Source organism: Paenibacillus tepidiphilus (genome assembly GCF_008635795.1).
GTDB lineage: Bacteria > Bacillota > Bacilli > Paenibacillales > Paenibacillaceae > Paenibacillus_AQ > Paenibacillus_AQ tepidiphilus.
Genome location: NZ_VWRQ01000007.1, coordinates 228,474 through 245,940, shown reverse-complemented (window position 1 = coordinate 245,940; position 17,467 = coordinate 228,474). Strand labels below are relative to the sequence as shown.

16 protein-coding genes and 1 riboswitch are annotated in these 17,467 nt (G+C 53.9%); of the genes, 14 read left to right on the top strand and 2 right to left on the bottom strand.

Going from position 1 to position 17,467, the window contains the following annotated elements; all coding sequences use genetic code 11:
- Positions 1-38 precede the first annotated feature (38 nt).
- Positions 39-956, top strand: a complete 918-nt coding sequence (locus F1379_RS11800; RefSeq protein WP_150269717.1) for a DsbA family protein — start codon at positions 39-41, stop codon at positions 954-956.
- Positions 957-1,136: 180 nt separating this feature from the next.
- Positions 1,137-3,230, top strand: coding sequence for an alpha-L-rhamnosidase-related protein (locus F1379_RS11795; protein ID WP_239004643.1), 2,094 nt, complete (start codon positions 1,137-1,139; stop codon positions 3,228-3,230).
- 152 nt (positions 3,231-3,382) lie between these two features.
- Here the strand turns inward: F1379_RS11795 and F1379_RS11790 are convergent, their stop codons facing one another.
- Positions 3,383-3,913, bottom strand: coding sequence for a GNAT family N-acetyltransferase (locus F1379_RS11790; RefSeq protein WP_162551134.1), 531 nt, complete (start codon positions 3,911-3,913; stop codon positions 3,383-3,385).
- A gap of 213 nt (positions 3,914-4,126) precedes the next feature.
- Here F1379_RS11790 and F1379_RS11785 point away from each other — a divergent pair, with 213 nt between their 5' ends.
- The 11 genes from F1379_RS11785 to F1379_RS11735 all read left to right on the top strand — a co-directional run bounded on the left by F1379_RS11785 (position 4,127) and on the right by F1379_RS11735 (position 14,493).
- Positions 4,127-4,420 carry a nucleoside-diphosphate sugar epimerase gene (locus F1379_RS11785; RefSeq protein WP_420850492.1) on the top strand — a complete coding sequence of 98 codons (294 nt, stop codon included), beginning with the start codon at positions 4,127-4,129 and terminating at the stop codon, positions 4,418-4,420.
- Positions 4,421-4,450: 30 nt separating this feature from the next.
- Entirely contained in the window at positions 4,451-4,792 is a 342-nt protein-coding gene (locus F1379_RS11780; RefSeq protein ID WP_150269708.1) for an alpha-helical endospore appendage domain-containing protein, read from the top strand.
- Positions 4,789-5,091: a hypothetical protein gene (locus tag F1379_RS11775; protein WP_239004642.1), complete on the top strand. Its 303-nt coding sequence runs from the start codon at positions 4,789-4,791 to the stop codon at positions 5,089-5,091. The genes F1379_RS11780 and F1379_RS11775 overlap by 4 nt, the downstream gene beginning before the upstream one ends.
- A gap of 4 nt (positions 5,092-5,095) precedes the next feature.
- Entirely contained in the window at positions 5,096-5,506 is a 411-nt protein-coding gene (locus tag F1379_RS11770; protein WP_150269706.1) for a hypothetical protein, read from the top strand.
- A 210-nt stretch (positions 5,507-5,716) separates the two neighbouring features.
- Entirely contained in the window at positions 5,717-6,238 is a 522-nt protein-coding gene (locus F1379_RS11765; RefSeq protein WP_150269704.1) for a GNAT family N-acetyltransferase, read from the top strand.
- A 136-nt stretch (positions 6,239-6,374) separates the two neighbouring features.
- Positions 6,375-6,473, top strand: a riboswitch (purine riboswitch).
- A 72-nt stretch (positions 6,474-6,545) separates the two neighbouring features.
- Positions 6,546-7,883, top strand: a complete 1,338-nt coding sequence (locus F1379_RS11760) for a 5'-deoxyadenosine deaminase (protein ID WP_150269702.1) — start codon at positions 6,546-6,548, stop codon at positions 7,881-7,883.
- Positions 7,884-8,274: 391 nt separating this feature from the next.
- Positions 8,275-8,862, top strand: coding sequence for an RNA polymerase sigma factor (locus tag F1379_RS11755; RefSeq protein WP_239004641.1), 588 nt, complete (start codon positions 8,275-8,277; stop codon positions 8,860-8,862).
- Complete coding sequence (locus tag F1379_RS11750; protein WP_150269700.1) at positions 8,862-10,070, top strand: hypothetical protein; 1,209 nt, start codon at positions 8,862-8,864, stop codon at positions 10,068-10,070. Before F1379_RS11755 ends, F1379_RS11750 begins: the two co-directional genes overlap by 1 nt.
- Before the next feature lie 740 nt (positions 10,071-10,810).
- A complete protein-coding gene (locus F1379_RS11745; protein ID WP_338046146.1) occupies positions 10,811-12,712 on the top strand; it encodes an LTA synthase family protein in 1,902 nt (633 codons plus the stop codon).
- A gap of 9 nt (positions 12,713-12,721) precedes the next feature.
- Positions 12,722-14,149: a glycan biosynthesis hexose transferase WsfD gene (gene wsfD, locus F1379_RS11740; RefSeq protein WP_150269698.1), complete on the top strand. Its 1,428-nt coding sequence runs from the start codon at positions 12,722-12,724 to the stop codon at positions 14,147-14,149.
- 170 nt (positions 14,150-14,319) lie between these two features.
- Positions 14,320-14,493 carry an aspartyl-phosphate phosphatase Spo0E family protein gene (locus tag F1379_RS11735; protein ID WP_150269696.1) on the top strand — a complete coding sequence of 58 codons (174 nt, stop codon included), beginning with the start codon at positions 14,320-14,322 and terminating at the stop codon, positions 14,491-14,493.
- A 559-nt stretch (positions 14,494-15,052) separates the two neighbouring features.
- Here the strand turns inward: F1379_RS11735 and F1379_RS11730 are convergent.
- Positions 15,053-15,817 (bottom strand): AAA family ATPase, encoded by a 765-nt coding sequence (locus F1379_RS11730; protein WP_150269694.1) that lies wholly within the window; start codon positions 15,815-15,817, stop codon positions 15,053-15,055.
- Positions 15,818-16,353: 536 nt separating this feature from the next.
- On the opposite strand from F1379_RS11730, the gene F1379_RS11725 reads away from it, so the two are divergent.
- A complete protein-coding gene (locus F1379_RS11725; protein ID WP_420850491.1) occupies positions 16,354-17,451 on the top strand; it encodes a CgeB family protein in 1,098 nt (365 codons plus the stop codon).
- Positions 17,452-17,467: the final 16 nt, after the last annotated feature.

The window sequence follows — 17,467 nt, the reverse complement described above, 5'->3', positions numbered from 1 at the left end:
TGTCACTTATAATAACCGTATAGGAGCTGAAATTACGCATGAGAGATTCTCATATGATGTGCGATATGGAGACCGGCATTTGTGGTGCTGCAGATGAAGAAGCCGTGCAGGAAATTGATCTGAACCCAGCCGGGAAGAATGTGACGCTTTATTATGTTACGGATCCGATTTGCTCTCATTGCTGGGCTTTGGAGCCTGTCCTGGGCCGTTTTATTCAGGAATATGGGCAGTACTTTCATTTGAAAATCATAATGGGAGGCTTGCTGCCGAGCTGGAAGGGCTTTTCGGATGGAGGCAACGGTATCCAGAAGCCGTCCGATGTTGCTGAGCATTGGCGCGAAGTGGGCAAGCATTCCCGTATGCCCATCGACGGATCGCTATGGCATACCCGTCCTATTCAATCCTCATTCCCGCCTTCGAGAGTGTTCAAGGTTATCCAGCACAGACATGAAGGCAGAGAAACGGATTTCTTACGACGCGCCCGGGAAGCGGTATTTGTATCTAATCAAAATATTGCTGAAGATGAAGTGCTGGCAACCATCGTTGACCAGCTCGGACTGGATGGCCGGCACATCGTTGAAGAAGCCGCGCTCGATTCCGCCCAGGATTTGCTGGAGGAGGATTTTCAGCTGTCCTCCCGCTTAGGCGTACGGGGATTTCCAACCGTTATAATGGTCAACGAGGACAATAAAGGTGTGAAGATCGTCGGGGCCAGACCTTTGGATTGCTATGTACAAGCCCTTCAACAAATTATAGCGCACGAGATTTCGCCGCAAGCGAAACCCCGTTTAGCCAAGTTAATTCAAGAAGAGCGCAAGCTTTTTTCTAAAGAGCTTGAAGTGATGTATGACATCGAAGCGCATGCTGTAAAAGCATTTATCGAATCGGAATTACCTGAACACTCCTACCGCATTCAAACCGTTATGAATGAGCTTTACGTCGAAACATCCAAATGATGAGCAAGGATCACAAGTGAATCAGAGATATACCTTTACGGAAGAATGAGCCTGCGCTGTCGGTTCATTCTTTTTTATCTAAAGTCACATTTCACGGTTGTATTTGTCACTATATCCACCCTTGGTTTTCACGTGAATGGTATACAATCAAACCAGCAAACGGCGAAGGGGGATTACACATTGGAACAGTTTACGAACAATCCGTCAGCAGCCTGGATCTGGTATCCGGGCGATTTCGAAATACGGCTTCATGAAAAAGTGTCCGTCAAGCGCAAGTCGCGGGGCGTGATGTACCCGGTCTTCTGGCGGCTGGACCGTCATTACTCGAACGTCAGCTTCCGGTATACCTACGATCTGCCGCAGGAGGAGCAAATCCGGATCACGGCGGAGGGCACCTTCTCGCTCTTTCTGGACGGCATGGAGAATTACCGTTCGAACGCTCCGGTGATTACACTTCCGGCCGGCCGCCATCAAATTACAGTATGTGTATTCAGCGATGCTGAAGCACCGGCCCTGCTGATTGAAGGTGAGCATGTGCGGACCGGCCCGGACTGGGAGGCAAGCTCCTATCAGAACGACTGGCTCCCGGCAGGGTCCTGGACATTCGATTCGCCTGAGAACCGTCCGTCGCAGTTCCGTCTGGCAGTTATACCGCAGGAGCCGGCCTCCATCGAGCTGCGGGATGGCTTTCCGCTGCTCGATTTTGGGCGGGAGACGTTTGGCTACCTTCGGTTTCATAATCTGGCAGGCGCCGGCTCTGTGAGAATCTATTACGGAGAATCCATTGTGGAGGCGCTTTCCCCGGGTGGATGTTACAGTCTGGACGAGCTCTTCGTGAACGGAACAGAGGTAGACGGCGAAGACGGCATCTTCACGCTGGATGACGCCAAGGCGTTCCGCTATGTCTGGATTCATGCCGATCCCGGCGTAAGCTGGAGCCAGGTTTCTATGCTCTATGAATATGTGCCGCTCGATTACCGGGGCTCCTTCGAATGCTCCAATCCGAAGCTGAACGAGATTTACGAGATGGGGCTGTACACCCTGCACCTCAACACGCGGGAATTCTTCCTTGACGGTATCAAACGGGACCACTGGGTGTGGTCCGGGGATGCCTACCAGGCTTTCCTGATGAATTATTACAGCTTCTTCGATCTGGATGTGACGCGCCGGACGCTTGTTGCGCTTAGGGGAAAGGACCCGTTCATCAAGCATGTTAATACCATTCTGGATTACTCCCTGTATTGGTTTATTTCCCTTTACGATTATTATCTGTACACCGGCGACGCCGGTTTCGTCAGGCAATATTACGACCGCGCCGTCTCGCTGATGGAATTCTGCCTGGAGCAGCGGAATACGGAAGGGTTCCTTGAAGGCCGTCCCGGAGACTGGGTATTCGTGGATTGGGCAGATTTCAAGAATACGGGGGCTGTAAGCACGATCCAATTGTTGCTGGCCCGCAGCCTTGATGCCATGGGCGCTTTTGCCGGACTGGCGGGGGATATTCCGGCTTCGGCTTCCTACCGCAAGCTTGCCGAAGAACTGAAGGCCAGAACGATGCAGCTGTTCTGGGACGAGGAGAAGGGCGGATTGCTCCATCACCGGGTGGATGGCGTTACACAGCCTGAACTGACGAAGCACGCCAGCATGTTCGCTATGACCTACGGCTATCTTACACCTGAACAACGTGAGCGCGTCATTCAGAGCGTTCTTCTGAACCCGGAGGTTCCGCAGATCCGCACGCCTTATATGATGTTCCATGAAATGGCGGTACTCTGTGAAGGGGGACAGCATGAACAGGTGCGGCAGCGGATTCTGTCTTACTGGGGCGGAATGATTGCACTGGGGGCAACGGCCTTCTGGGAAGAATACGATCCGTCGCTGGCGGACGACGCCCATTACAGTATGTACGGTATGCCCTTTGGTAAAAGCTTGTGCCATGCCTGGGGGGCGGGTCCGGTCTACCTGCTGGGCAAATACTTCCTTGGCGTTACTCCGGCCTCGCCGGGATATGGAACCTGCCGCATTGAGCCGAACCTCGGCGGCCTTGAGCACATGAAAGGGACGGTGCCAACCGGAACGGGGCAGGTCAATGTGGAGGTCGACTCCTCGAACATCCGCGTAGAGAGCACGAATGCTTCCGGAGTGCTTGCCTTCGACAGCAGCGAACAGCCTGTATGTAATTTCGGTAATATACTCCCAATTGGCGGGGACCGCTACGAAGTGGTAATTGAAGCGGGGAAGAGCTATTCCATTAGCTATAAGGCGGTTATTTGAGATTTTCTTATGTAATATGTGAAAAATAAACCCGGACCCTGCGGGAATTTACCGTCTGGTCCGGGTTGTTCATGTATAGGTTATAACCGGTTCAGCAGAGACCTATTCGAGCCTGCGATCACCTGTGAGGTCAACGCAAAATGCTGCCTGTCTTACCGGGCTTCCAGCTCCACAGCGGCCGGTGAGGGGATTCTCCACCAGTACAGCTCCTCCGTCTCCCGGTACAGCTCCGCTCCCAGCCCCTTCAGAACATTATGTGAGGCGAAATTGTCCTTCTCGGTGTCGGCGACAACCCATAAGGCGCGCGGATGCTGAAAGATCCATTCGCAGATCCGGCGAACGGCCTCCGTGGCGTAGCCTTGTCTTCTGTGGCTTTCGTCGATGACATAGCCGATAATGACTTCGCCTTGCTCGCTCGGGCTCCCTTTCAGAATCAGAAAGCCGATAATCCGCTGCTCCTCTCTGTGGACAATGGCCCAGTTGGTCAGCCAGAGGTAGTTACTCTCCTGCGCCAGCACCTTGTATAGTCTGACCCGCATGGCGTACCGCATTTCTTCATCCAGTGTGGTTCCGGTTACGTTTAGACCGAGCGATTGCTCCAGTCCGGCATAATCATAGGTAGCCAGGGACAGCTCACCTGAAGTTAAAGGGGTCAAATCCAGGCGAAAGCTTGACAGGTTCATCGCGTTCCTCCGATCACGGCAGGAGCCTTTTCCTGCTGTCTGTAGATAATCATTCAATTTCAGCCCCAGCATAATCCTGAGCTCTTTGGTCTGTCAATGTTCTTTGTTACCTTCTTCCAGTGTATGCGTTTATCCGATGCTTACGGCCGCTTCTTTCGCACCGGGCAGGCTATTGCCGCATATGCTGTAGCAGGGCGTTTGAGCAAAGGAGACATGAAGGTGCAGAATAAAATCACGAAAATCCTGCAGCACATGGCCCATACGCACGAACAGATGGCACGGATTCTCGACGCCGAGCGCCACGTTGCCGTCCGTATGTCGCAAATTGTCCATGATCTGCCGGATGCAGATCCTGATTTTGACGGAATCAGCGGGCTGATCGAAAGTTCAGGTCAGGTGAACAAGAACATCATCGCTTACTTGAACGCCATTGCCGATCTGGAAGAGGCTATGGCTGAAGGGGTGGGCAGGGTCGTCAAGGAACTGAACGGTCATGAAGAAGAGTAACGAAGCTACAACAAGAGCAGGAGGCGGAAGATGAGCAGAGAGAAGGCTTATCTGCAAATGCTGGAATCGTCCGCTGCCATTCAGTGGAACATCGCCATGATCCTTGAAGCCAAGGCGGTGGAAGCGGAAAAAGTAAAGCAATGGACGCAGAACCATGTTCACGCCAGAGTATTTGAGTCGCAGCAAGATCAATTGAAGGAGTCAATCTCCATCCACGAGGTGGTAGTCGAGCTGATGGAGGGGTTGACCAAGCTGGAGAACGGCCTGTACAGCAACCTCAAGGCGGTGCTTGGCAGCGGCGAGGAAGGCGGCGGGGAAGGCTTTGACGGCATGTCCGGCGACGGCTTCGACTTCGGAGAAGAGAGCAAATGAGCGGCGGGCTGAGCTCTGAACACGCCGTCAAGCTGGAGATGATCCGCTCCATTGCCCGCAGCCAGGCAGCGCTTGCGGCCATACTGGAGAGCATTGCCGAGATTACGGGGCAATCGGAGCTGACGGCCCGCAAGCTGAGCGACAATATCAGAATTCTGAGCCAATATCAAAGCGCCATGTGCCGGATGATGTCCGGTATTTCGCTGCATCAGCCCAAACGGGGAATTCCTGCTGCGCCATGGCTAAATGATGCGTGTGCGCACGGAACCTCCAGAGTACATGAAGTACGGGAGGAATAAGAGGATGAGAAAAAGAAGAATCGGAACGCGTTCGGCGCTGCGGGGGCGCAAACGCAAGCTGCTCCTGGCACGTAAAGCCAGAGTCAAGCGGGGCCTTGGCCGCAAACGCCGTTCGCGTAAGGTTGTATATTTCAGAACGGGAGTGCGGCGGGGCAAAAAAAGAATCCGCCGCAAGCTGATCCGCAGAGTGCAGGTCATTACCCCACCGGTACAGGTGGTGCCCGCAGTCGAGATTATTCCGCCGCCGCCCCCTCAAGTGCAGCAGGTGGTTCCGCTCCCCCCGGATTTGGGCGTCGCGCCCGAAACGCCGCCGGAGGACGCTTTTCAGCAGGGCTACACCGAAGCGTACAACGTGGGGTTCGACGCCGGATTCGCCAAGGGTTTCGAGGATGGGCATAAGCTGGAATTAGGTTGAAGCTTGACTAAACGTCCTGCAGGGGGCGGGGAAGACAGCGCGGGATTACCCGCTGACGGCTTTCCTGCTCCTTGAGCTTGATATGCATGCTATCCTTTGGGTCGACCGGTGACGTATCCGGCGGACTACCATACAGGCTCCGGAATGTGGTAGACTTCTCTTCAGATTCCCGTGAGCGGATTCAAAAGCCTATAGAGAGCAGGGATGGAGATGAGTGGTCAGGACATTCGCCAAGCGAATAGCGGAGAGATTGCCGAAATCATGGAGCTGGTATCCGCGTGTGTGGAGGTCATGCAGGCGGGAGGAAGCGATCAATGGGATGAGACGTATCCGAACAAGGAGATTATTGCTGCGGATATTGCTGCCGGCACCTTGTACGCCTATGTTATGGACGGGGCTATCGTCGGTATCCTGGTGCTGGACGAGCATCAGTCTGAACAATACCGGGAGATCCAGTGGCCGCAGAATGATGGAACCTATCTGGTGATGCACCGGCTGGCCGTTCATCCCAAAGCACAGGGGAAGGGGGTTGCCCGCAAGCTGATCGCATTCGCCGAGCAGCTGGCCCGGGAAGAAGGGTATACCGGCATCCGGCTGGACACCTACAGCAAGAATACGCCGGCGCTGGCGTTATATCCGGGCATGGGCTACGAGCTGCGCGGTGAGGTGAGATTCCCGGGAAGAACAGCTCCCTTTCCTGTATATGAGAAAATACTCGACTCAAATCAGTGATGGACAAGCATAAATCAGTTTAAATGTAATATAACATTACATACAAGTGTGGAACCAGAAGCTATTTTGCTAAAAAACATGAAATTGTGTCAGTTTTATTGACAAAAAACTTGTCTCTGTTTTATGATGGGGCTATTCAAATGAATAGTCCTTTTTTCGTATATCCTTAATAATCGGGTTAAGGGTCTCTACTGGGAACCGTAAATTTCCGGCTACGAAAATGTGTGCGCTGCGCATATTTTTGTGGTCTTTTTGCCGTTTGCGTCATGCCGCACAATCCATATTGAACGTTAAGGGGGAAGCAGAAATGGCGAATATTCTGATCAAGGACGCCGAGATTATCACGATGAACGGAAAGGAAGAGATTGTGTACGGGGATATCCGTATCCGGGACAGCCTGATTACCGAAATCGGCAGCGGACTTCAGCCGCTTGAAGACGAGAAGGTGCTGGAGGCCAGGAACCGTACCGTCATTCCGGGATTCGTGCAGACGCATATTCACCTCTGCCAGACCCTGTTCCGCGGCAAGGCCGATGATCTGGAGCTGATGGATTGGCTGCGCAAGCGGATCTGGCCGCTGGAGGCGGCGCATGATGAAGAATCGCTGTACTACTCCGCCATGCTGGGCATCGGCGAGCTGATTACCAGCGGTACAACCACGATTGTCGATATGGAGACGGTTCACCATACCGATTATGCCTTTCAGGCGCTGGCAAAGAGCGGCATCCGCGCCTTGTCCGGCAAAGTCATGATGGACCAGAAGAATCCGGAAGCGCCGGCGGCACTTCAGGAAGAGACCGCAGCCTCCCTGCAGGAGAGTGTGGATCTGCTGGAGAAATGGCATGGCTACGGGGACGGCCGGCTTCAATATGCGTTCAGCCCGCGTTTTGTGATTTCCTGTACGGAGCAGCTGCTGAAGGAAGTGCGGGACCTGTCGGCACGTTATAATGTCAAGGTCCATACCCATGCCTCCGAGAACCAGGGGGAGATTGAGATTGTGCAGGCGATGACGGGGATGCGCAATGTCGTGTACCTGGATCATCTGGGCCTGGCCAATGAACGGCTGATTCTGGCCCACTGCGTCTGGCTCGACGATGAAGAGAAGCGCATCCTGCGCGACCGCGGTGTCCATGTCAGCCATTGCCCGGGCTCCAACCTGAAGCTTGCTTCAGGAATCGCCGACACCCCGGGCATGCTGCACCAGCATGTGCATCTCAGCCTGGGGGCGGACGGTGCGCCCTGCAACAACAATCTCGACATGTTCAACGAGATGCGCCTGGCGGCTATTATCCAGAAGCCGCTGCACGGCCCGACGACAATGGATGCCCGCAGCGTGTTCCGCATGGCAACGATCGGCGGAGCCAAGGCTGTCGGCATGGAGGACCAGATCGGCAGCATCGAGGTCGGCAAGAAAGCCGATCTGGCGATTCTTAATCTGTGTAACTTTCATACGTTCCCTTCCTACGACGTCGATCCCATCTCACGCATCGTCTACTCCGCTACCCGCGCGGATGTGGAGACCACCATCGTGGACGGCGAAATCCTGATGGAGCGCGGGCTGCTGCGGACGGTCGACAAGGAGGTCGTGCTGCGGGAGGCCGACCGCTCGATCAAACGGCTGCTGGCGGTGTCGCAGCTGGCCTAACCGAGTATAGAACAGATTAATGCAGGCCCCCGGCCTCGGGTAGAGGACGGGGGCCTGCGTTTGTGTGTCCTGTGATTGGGCTAATCACGGGGTTATTGCATCATGTGCAATAGATCGGGCTAGATTTCAGCACCAAAGGCATTCTGCTGAACCTTTACATCAGAATATCCTGATTCACCCGATTTTCGGGAGATTTAAGACAATCAGATGTACAATATGCAGCAGATAGCGGTTAAAGTGGATTTTTAGTCTGATCCAATGCAGAGAATGCAATAGAATTAACGATGGAGAATAGCTCTTATACATATTCACAGCCGCTTTACCTGAAATTCCGTAATAAGGGAACCGCCCGGCTGTTTATGGGGTCGTATATAGTGAGGGGTGAAGCGGATTGGAAATTGAACTCGAATTCAAGGCTCTGCAGCAGGCGCAGACCCTGGACGAACAGCAGATGAGGCGGATTATGCAGAGGTACGGCGAGGAAATCTGGAATTATATCTATTATCTGACCGGAAACAGCGAGATGGCGGATGATCTGGCCCAGGAGGTCTTTGTTAAATGCTACTACCGGATTGGAACATACCGGGGCACCTCTACCTTTAAAGCGTGGTTATTTACCATTGCCCGCAATACGGTGTTCTCTTACCGCAAATCCAGATACTTCCGGTTGGGGCTTTGGGGCGGACAGCAACATCCCTTGAGCGCCTTTGACACTGATCAGCAGGAGAGGCTGATGGTGCAGGCCGGCGTATCTGCTTCGGCGGAGATGGAGTATATGGGCAACAGACAGGTGGCCGAGATTTGGGAGATCATTATGAAGCTGCCGCTCAAGCTGCGTGAGGTCCTGGTGCTGGATCTCAAGGCGGAGCTGTCGGTGCGGGAGATCGCCGGGCTGACCGCGCTGCCGGAGGGAACGGTCAAATCACGGCTGCACCGTGCGCGGCGCAAGGTGCAGGAACAGTTAAGGGGGCGCGAATAATGGAAGAGGAACGCAAGCCGCAGTGGTATGAGCTGGCCCGCAAAGGGCCGCAGGAGCAGCCGCATTTTACGGAAGCCCATGCCGATCAGGTTATGCGGCGGCTGAAGGATGGTTCAGCGGTAGCGGAACCGCCTAGGCCAAGACGCCGGGCCTGGATTGGCGCAGCCGCAGGAATTCTGCTCTTGGCCGGGGCGGGGGCGGTGTACTGGAACCAGGGCGGCTGGGCGGCGGAGCAGGGAAGCACCGCGGCTACACCCGCGCCCACAGCCCGGGTGGTGAAGGAAGCTACCATAGACGAGATGAAAGCCTCGGCGGAACAGATGATGGAGCAGTACATCGGCAGGACGCTCAATTTCCAGTCAATTGAACGGGGCGGGTACCAGCGGCAAGTCCGGCTGATTTACGATGGCGGGAGCAACGGGTTTGCCAGTTTCTGGGTCGTGACGGAGACGGGGGAGGTGACGACGGCGATGATGGACATTTCGCTTACTCCGGAAGAAGCCGGCGCGCAACTGCTCGCGATGGGAGCAGAGAAATTACGGGAGCTGGGGTACAAGGGCGAGTACAAGCCGGAGAGCGTGAGACGTGGCGTAAACTATACGGCCGCGAACGACGAACCGGTTCAGGTGATTGAATCGGTTGAGCTTTCCAATGGAGCTGCGAATATTGAATTTGTGAACGGTGTCTACTCGCATGCTGACTTTATGGTTGAGGAAGGAGATATCCGTCCGGAAACAATCCAGGCAGGTGTGGAGGCAATAAGTAGACTCAGTAATGCGCAGAACATGCGGTTTCATTTTGCGTTCCGCAATCTCAGCGGGAAGAAGAATTGGATTGGCCTGACATACGGAAATGATCAGAATATGCTGGCCGCTGTTACGTTCAATTATGCAACAAATGAATTAATCAGCGTATGGGATTCTGCACTGCAAGCTCCCGAGCCGGCTGATCCGGCGAAGCTTGCTGAACAGAAGGAGGCGCTGCTGGCTATGGATAAGGCGCCGCTGCAGAGCGCCGCAGCGGCCGTTGCCAATGGGCTGTTCGGGATCTCGCTGGAGAACTATATTCTGGTGAAGAATGAGTCTGCGCCGGGAACGGTCACCTTCGAGCGGAGCAATGAAGACGCGCCGGATATCCAGGCGTCCTATAATCTGGACGGTACCTTCTACAGCTTTACGAAGCTGGTGGACCCCGATGTGATCTATTAGAGTATTCTGTGGACGCCAGCCCGGCAGCCGGGCTGGCGTCCTTTTTCTATTCGGAGCCTGGGGCGTCCACTTTGAACTGGATATGAAGTATTGATATACTATTGAAATCCGTTATTTTACAGAAAGCAGGATTGCAGTTTACAAACTGCTGGATGTACTGTATGACTTTGTACGCCGAACGAGTGAGGATTCAGCGCTGGGACGAGACTGGGCGTATGACAGGCAGAAGGCCAGAAAGAAAAGTGGCAGGAAGAGTGCCAGAAAGAAGAATGGCAGGAATAGAGTGCGAGGAAGAAGAGAGCCGGCAGGCAGAATGACAGGTGGAAGAGAGCAGCAGGAAGTTTGCCAGCAGGAAGATAGCAGCAGGAAGTATGCCAGCAAGAAGAATGCCGGAGAAGAGCGCCAGCAGGAAGAATCCCCCCGCTAGTAGTAACGGGCGACCACCCGGGGAGAGCTCTAATTGCAGTTTGTACAACTAAATCAGCCGAATCAGTACTTTTTATGAGCTTAGCTGTACTTCGTACAACTATTTTCGGTAATTCCTGCTGCTTCTGGGTTTTCCCCGGACTTTAATTGCAGAGAATACAACTATACCGGTTATTCGGTGGTTTTTAGCGGAAATAGCTGTACGAAGTACAATTAAACGCATGCTATTCCCTTCCCCTGAGCACATGTGTTCAGGTGCCGGAGCTGCTTCAGCGCACAAATAATAGTAGATTCTATTGCAGGAGAGAGTGAAAATGATGAAAAAGACCTATGGGCAGTTAAGCGCACATTTCTACCTTGTCGCGGGCCTGCTGTGGCTTAAGCTGCTGCTTGTGCGTCTGCTGTTTTTTGAGCGGATCGCCTGGGAATGGATTGCGTATGATCTTGCTCCGGTCCTGCTGCTGCTGGGGCTGCTGACGCTGGTCACACCGGCGCGGGCGCGGACTGCGGTTTACTGGGTATTTAACGGGGTGCTGTCGGTGCTGCTGTTTGCGAGCAGCGTGTATTTCAACCATTTCGGCTCGGTGCCGACCTATCTTGCTTTTTATGAGCTGAATCAGGTGTTTCAGGTCAAGGAGAGTGTGGAATCGACAGTACAGGCGGTGGATTATCTGTTCTTTGCCGATCTGGCGGTGCTGGTGATCTATGCACTGCTCCGCAGATGGAGGGGAGGAACGGCTAACCGGGATATCCGGCGTAATCCGCCGCGCAGCGTACGAAGAGCTTTTTGGAGCGTTATTCTGGTCTCGGTTATCGGCGGAGGTGCCTTGTCGGTGTATTCGATCGGAAACGCCCGCGATATTACCAATGAGCTGGTTCAGGCAGAGAGTGCGGGGTTCCTTAACTATGAGGCGGTGGCGGCCATCAAAGCCCGCGAAGACAACGGCCTGATCGGGACCGGAGACATAAAGACGACGATAGCCGAAGTCAAGGCGCTTCAAGACTCCTACGCGTATAGCGCCAGCCCGGCGGGCACGCTTCCTGGTTATTTTGGTTCACAGAAGGGTAAAAATGTAATTGTGATTCAAATGGAGGCATTCCAGAACTTCCCTATTCTGCAGTCGCTGGACGGTCAAGAGCTGACGCCTGTGCTGAACGGGCTGATCGGAGAAAGCTTCTACTTCCCGCGCGTGTTTCAGCAGATCGGTCCGGGCAACACCTCCGATGCCGAGTTCATGAGTAATACCTCGATCTATCCGATCGGCTCGCTCGCGATGTCCACCGGCTTCAGTGACCGCACGCTGCCAAGTCTGCCCCGCCTGCTGAGAGAGAAGGGGTATGAAGCCTATACGTTTCATGTGAACAAGGCCGGATTCTGGAACCGCAATCAGATGTATCCGGCGCTGGGCTTTAACGGTTATTATGACAAGGGTTATTTTAAGAACGACCATTTCAATTCCTTCGGCGCTTCCGACGAACAGCTTTATATTACAGGAGTAGAGAAGCTGAGCGCCTTACAGCGCCAAGGCACCCCTTTCTATGCCCAGTTCGTCACTGTGTCCAGCCATCATCCGTTCCGTATTCCGGAGGAAGCCAAACGGATCACCTTGCCGGGTGAGCTGAAGGATACGATGCTCGGCGACTATCTGACAGCGATCAATTACACCGACTATGCCATTGGCACCCTGATTGAATCGCTGAAGCGCGAAGGGTTATGGGATAATACCGTGCTGGTGCTGTACGGAGACCATTTCGGCTTGCAGCCGAAGGATGTTCCGCCGGAGCAGGTTGAGGAAGCGCTAGGTATTCCGTACCACTCGCGGGTCAGCCGGTTCAACATTCCGTTCATTGTGCATGTGCCCGGGATGGCGGAAGGAATGACAGTGAACCAGACGGGCGGTCAGCTTGATTTTGTTCCGACTCTCGCAAATCTGCTCGGCCTGTCGCTGGAGAATGAGGACTTCACAGCCTTTGGCCAGGATCTGCTGAACATTGACCGCAATGTGGTGGGGATGCGTTATTATCTGCCGACGGGATCGTTCTTTAATAACGATATTATGTTCGTTCCCGGCGCCGGCTTTGACGACGGTGAGGCAGTATCGCTGTCAACGCTTGCGCCGGTTGAGGATTTCAGCCAGTATCGCAGCGATTATGATTACATTCTGAAGCTTATGAAATTGTCCGATGAATACGTGAAGCTGCTGCCGCAGCGGTAAGGGGATGCTATGAAGAAGCTGAAAAGACCGGAAATGCTGGCAATTCTAATAGGCCTTGGATTGATCCTGTATCTGCTGTTCCTGCAGCCGTTTGTGGGTGTAGCCGACAATGGTGATTTCCTGCGGATGATGAATACGGTGGGTCTGCACTATTACGACGAAGCAGAGAGCTATGCTGACCGCTTCTTCAGCTATAGTCACTCCAGGTTCTCCTATGAAAATCTGTTTCTCGGCTTCTATCCTTCCTCGCAGATTCTGCTGGTGCTGCTGCCGAGACTTGCGGCCGGAATCTTCCATGGCAGCTACTTCGACATCCGTTTGCTGGCGGCTGTGTACGGCCTGCTGCTGCTGGCGGCCACCTGGCTCATCGTAAAGCTGGGGGCCAAGGGCTCCTATGTAACGGGACTGGTGCTGGCGGCGGCCGTGCTGTTTGTCTTTTATGATATCGGGTATCTGGCATACTTCAATTCGCTGTTCGGCGAGCCGGTTTCAATGGTCTTTATGCTGCTTGCTTTTGCGCTTGGCTTACAGTTGACGGCTCAGGAGACGCCTGCGGTCAAGGGATTGACGCTGTTTATGATAGCGGTACTCTTCCTCGTCTGCTCCAAAATCCAAAATGCTCCCGTAGGCATTGCCTTCGCCCTGATCTTTCTGCGTCTGGCGAAGCTTGACGGAAAGGGGAAGTGGAAGAAGACGGCGCGCTGGTTCGCGGCCGCGATATTCCTCTTGTCCGTTATCCTGTATGTGACGGCACCGAAGGAGCTTAAGCATATCAATCTCTACCAGACGGTTTTCTTCGGGATTCTCAATGAATCCCCGGATGTGGAGGGAGATTTGCAGGATCTGGGCTTGCCGGAGCGGCTGAAGGTGCTGGCGGGAACCAATTATTTTCAGACGGATACGGCTATTAAACAGGATGATCCATCGCTGCAGGCCGATTTCTATGACCGGATCTCACACGGCGATGTGCTGCTGTTCTATCTGAAGCATCCCGCGCGGCTGGTGGGCAATATGGAATATGCGGCTGCGAACAGCATGGATATCCGTCCCTACTATCTGGGAAACTATGAGAAGGGCGAAGGCAAGCCTGCTGGCGCACTGACTTATGCATACAGCGGGTGGAGCCAGTTCAAACGGGAGCATGTCCCGGATACGCTGTGGTTCCTCGGTGTGTTCTATCTTCTCTATTATGCCGGGATATGCTATGAATACTTCCGGACGCGCGAAGCGCGCAGGCGGATTGCCGGAGAACTGCTGATGCTGCTGGGACTTATCGGCATCTTCTCGTTCCTGGTGCCGATTCTCGGCGACGGACGGGCGGATATCGGCAAGCATCTGTTCATGTTCAACGTGTCTTTTGATATGATGGCCGTGGTCATGCTGACCTGGGCAGTACACAAGCTGGTGAAGCTGGCGCGGTCTCTGAAGACCGGTTAACTGAGCGCGTTCCGGGAGCGTCCTGCCCCTTGGCGAAAATCCGTTACCTGGGCTTAATTTTGCTGATCATCAATTGACCCTTGGGCCTATTATGGAATACAATGTGTTTGGAACTTTAGTAAATTAATAGAAATCGGCTTGAAACAGCCTCAGCGAAGAAGGGGGCCAATATGGGGAATGAGGAATATAAAATCAGAATCGAGCAGGCCAGACAGGAGCTGAACCGCATGGCTCTGGAGCTTGGAATGCAGGATGCAAGAGTGCTGAGGCAGTCCATCAAGCTCGACGCGCTCATTAACGAGTACATTGATTTCCTTGCCGACAAGGACGACCAGCTCATTTAGAGAAGCTGTCGCAAGGGACGGATTAAAGACACTTTGGCTTATTCGCCGGAGTGTCTTTTTGTCGTGGGCGCAAGTTGGAAGGGCCGAGAGCATAGTGGTGAAAAGAAAAGAAGTGGACACACTGCTGCGATGCTGGCGAGGGTGCAAGGATTGAACGCACTGCTGCTTCTGCTGGGCGTGCAAATGTTATGGATAACCCTCTGCCTTTACTGGACGTGCAAGGATTGGACACAGTGCTGCCTCTGCTGGGCCAGATCGTTCTTGAGCTATAGCTCCCGGTTTATGCGGACCGTAGAGACGTTGTTTGGGCAAAATAGTGGTTGTGCCGGCTGTTACGGAGTCCGTAAGCGTTGGCAGGCAGGGGTTGCGCACTTTTCGTGGACTTATTTCAGGCTCTGCGGCAGCGGTCCTGCGTGGCGCTGCGACGACAGGCCTGCGGGACTTTGCGATAGCTGTCCTGCGAGCTCTGTTTAGTGGTTTACCTTCACAAACGAGGACACACAGCACAGCAGAAACGCTGCCTCCCGCACCCAAGCCGGTAAGCTACCGATTCCTTGGCCTACTCGCTGCCCAGCAGTTCACGCAGCATTCCGCTGCGGTCGTTCAGGAACGCCTTGGTGATGGCGTAATGATCCGTTTCCTCGTATTCCACGCTCCGGATGGCCTCTCCATCCAGCATGTAGATCTGCGCCCCGGGGTAGCCCAGCAGGATGGGCGAATGCGTAGCGATGATGAATTGCGACCGGCTCTCCACCAGCTCATGCATGCGCACCAGTAGGGACATTTGCCGCAGCGGCGAAAGAGCGGCCTCCGGCTCATCCAGCAGATACAGCCCCTGACCACCGAAACGGTGGACAAACGTCGCGAAGAACGATTCTCCGTGCGACTGCTCATGCAGCGATTTGCCTCCGTAGGAATTCTTCAGCGGCGGCCCGAAGGGCTCCTCGTCCAGTTGGTCAATATAAGTAGCCACGTTATAGAAGCTTTCCGCCCGCAGAAAAAAGCCGTCCTTCGGCCGCCGGACTCCCCGGGCCAGCCGCAGATATTCATGCAATCCGGAATGGGTGGCCTGCGTGCTGAAGCTGTAATTCAGTGTCCCGCCCTCCGGATTAAAGCCCCACGCCGCAGCGATTCCTTCCAGGAGTGTCGATTTGCCGGTTCCGTTCTCTCCGACCAGAAAGGTTACCGGATGCGTGAATTCAAGACGCCTGAGCTCCCGGACCGCAGGTAAGTGAAACGGGTATTGCCGGAAAGACGGGATTTGTCCGCGCAGCAGCTCCGCATGACGGAGATAGAGCTGCGCTTCCCCGGAATAGATGCTCACTTAAACCACTCTCCTATTCTTCGTGATTTGAGATTTTGGAGTATGAGATAGATATAGTTTCAGATGTAGCTTCACTTCTATTTTGCGTATCAGTTCTTTGGAAGTTTTAGATCTAGTTGCAGTTTTAGCTCTAATTGCGTTTTAGCTCTAATTGCAGTTTCTGCAACTATTTCCACAAGTATCGGCTGTTTAGTCACTATAGTTGTACTTTCTGCAACTAAAACCCTTGGATGTGCCGGAAAAATAGAATTTCCCCGCTTTTAGATGTACGGAATACAACTATCTCTTCCCCACCACTGATATAGAAGAGTTTAGTTGTACAAAGTGCAACTAACCTGCCAGTTTCCTTAAATGGATATTCTAAGCTTCTCTATAAGTCAGTTTACCTGAGTGGAGGGAATCTGCAAAGGTGCGGGCTGGTCCGGGCGAAGCATGGGGGGCATCTGCCAATTTTCAGCGGAATACAGACAGGTGTCCATGAGACGAATGCTGACTCCGCATATAGTACTACTGTCTTGAGAATACGACGGGGCAGGGTGAAAGCCGTGAATGCGAAAAAGCAAAGGAAGCATCCCCCGGATTACCGTGAAGGGTACCGGGAGGGATACCGCCTTGGATTATGCGAAGCAGTGAAACGCCTGAATTCACCGGAAGTGGAATCGCGCAGGGCCATCAAGATCATGTATGTTCCGCAAGGGTTTCAGGCTATAGACACCGGAATAACGGAGGCGCTCCAGCAGCTGGTGACTGAACTGGTGATCAGCGCGCCGGAGACGATGCTGGAGGTGGCTGCCCGGGAGATGCCGGATGCAGTGCTGGTCATGAACGGACTGCATGTATTTCCAAGCAACCATCTGGAGCAGATCAGCGAAATCCGCAAGCTGGGAATCCCGACAGCGATCTGGTTCGCCGATGATCCTTATTTTACAGAAGACACCTCCGAAATCTGCAAGTCTTACGACCATGTATTCACCCATGAACTGGGCTGCCTGGAGTTTTACCGGTCGCTTGGGGCCATCTCCGTGCACTATCTGCCGCTGTGCGTGAATCCGCAGATGTTCTATCCGCGCCGCACCGGTCCGCAATATCAATACGATATTGTGTTCATCGGCAATGCTTTCCGCAACCGGACCGAGCTGTTCGATGCGCTGACACCCTATCTGCTGGGCAAAAAAGTGCTGATCGCCGGCGGCTTCTGGGAACGCCTGTCCTGCTATGAGCAGCTGTCGCCGTTCATCAAGGACGGCTTCATTCCGCCGGAGGAAACCGCGAATTATTACAGCGGGGCGAAGCTGGTCATCAATATTCACCGTCCCTGGGAAGGCGGTATGGATAACCGCAACACCTTCCAGCTGCCCTCCCGCTCGATCAATCCGCGCACCTACGAAATCAGCGCCTGCGGCACCATGCAGCTGACCGATGTCCGCGAGGACCTGGGGAGCCTGTACCGTCCGGGTGTGGATCTGGAGACCTTTGCCTCCGGGGAGGAATTGCAGGAGAAGATTGATTACTACCTGAAGCACGAGCAGGAGCGCCGGAAGATTGCACTGCAAGGATTGAAGACGACATTAAGCAGGCATACGTTCACCTCGCGATTACCTTATTTGCTTAATGTGATCATGACCCGGACATGAAACCGGAAACCAGGAT

What these genes read in the sequence shown, in the direction of transcription:
- F1379_RS11800 (WP_150269717.1), top strand. Translation starts at nt 39, where the DNA reads ATGAGAGATTCTCATATGATGTGCGATATGGAGACCGGCATTTGTGGT.
- F1379_RS11790 (WP_162551134.1), bottom strand. Translation starts at nt 3,913, where the DNA reads ATGAACCTGTCAAGCTTTCGCCTGGATTTGACCCCTTTAACTTCAGGT.
- F1379_RS11785 (WP_420850492.1), top strand. Translation starts at nt 4,127, where the DNA reads ATGAAGGTGCAGAATAAAATCACGAAAATCCTGCAGCACATGGCCCAT.
- F1379_RS11780 (WP_150269708.1), top strand. Translation starts at nt 4,451, where the DNA reads ATGAGCAGAGAGAAGGCTTATCTGCAAATGCTGGAATCGTCCGCTGCC.
- F1379_RS11775 (WP_239004642.1), top strand. Translation starts at nt 4,789, where the DNA reads ATGAGCGGCGGGCTGAGCTCTGAACACGCCGTCAAGCTGGAGATGATC.
- F1379_RS11770 (WP_150269706.1), top strand. Translation starts at nt 5,096, where the DNA reads ATGAGAAAAAGAAGAATCGGAACGCGTTCGGCGCTGCGGGGGCGCAAA.
- F1379_RS11765 (WP_150269704.1), top strand. Translation starts at nt 5,717, where the DNA reads ATGAGTGGTCAGGACATTCGCCAAGCGAATAGCGGAGAGATTGCCGAA.
- F1379_RS11760 (WP_150269702.1), top strand. Translation starts at nt 6,546, where the DNA reads ATGGCGAATATTCTGATCAAGGACGCCGAGATTATCACGATGAACGGA.
- F1379_RS11750 (WP_150269700.1), top strand. Translation starts at nt 8,862, where the DNA reads ATGGAAGAGGAACGCAAGCCGCAGTGGTATGAGCTGGCCCGCAAAGGG.
- F1379_RS11745 (WP_338046146.1), top strand. Translation starts at nt 10,811, where the DNA reads ATGATGAAAAAGACCTATGGGCAGTTAAGCGCACATTTCTACCTTGTC.
- wsfD (WP_150269698.1), top strand. Translation starts at nt 12,722, where the DNA reads ATGAAGAAGCTGAAAAGACCGGAAATGCTGGCAATTCTAATAGGCCTT.
- F1379_RS11735 (WP_150269696.1), top strand. Translation starts at nt 14,320, where the DNA reads ATGGGGAATGAGGAATATAAAATCAGAATCGAGCAGGCCAGACAGGAG.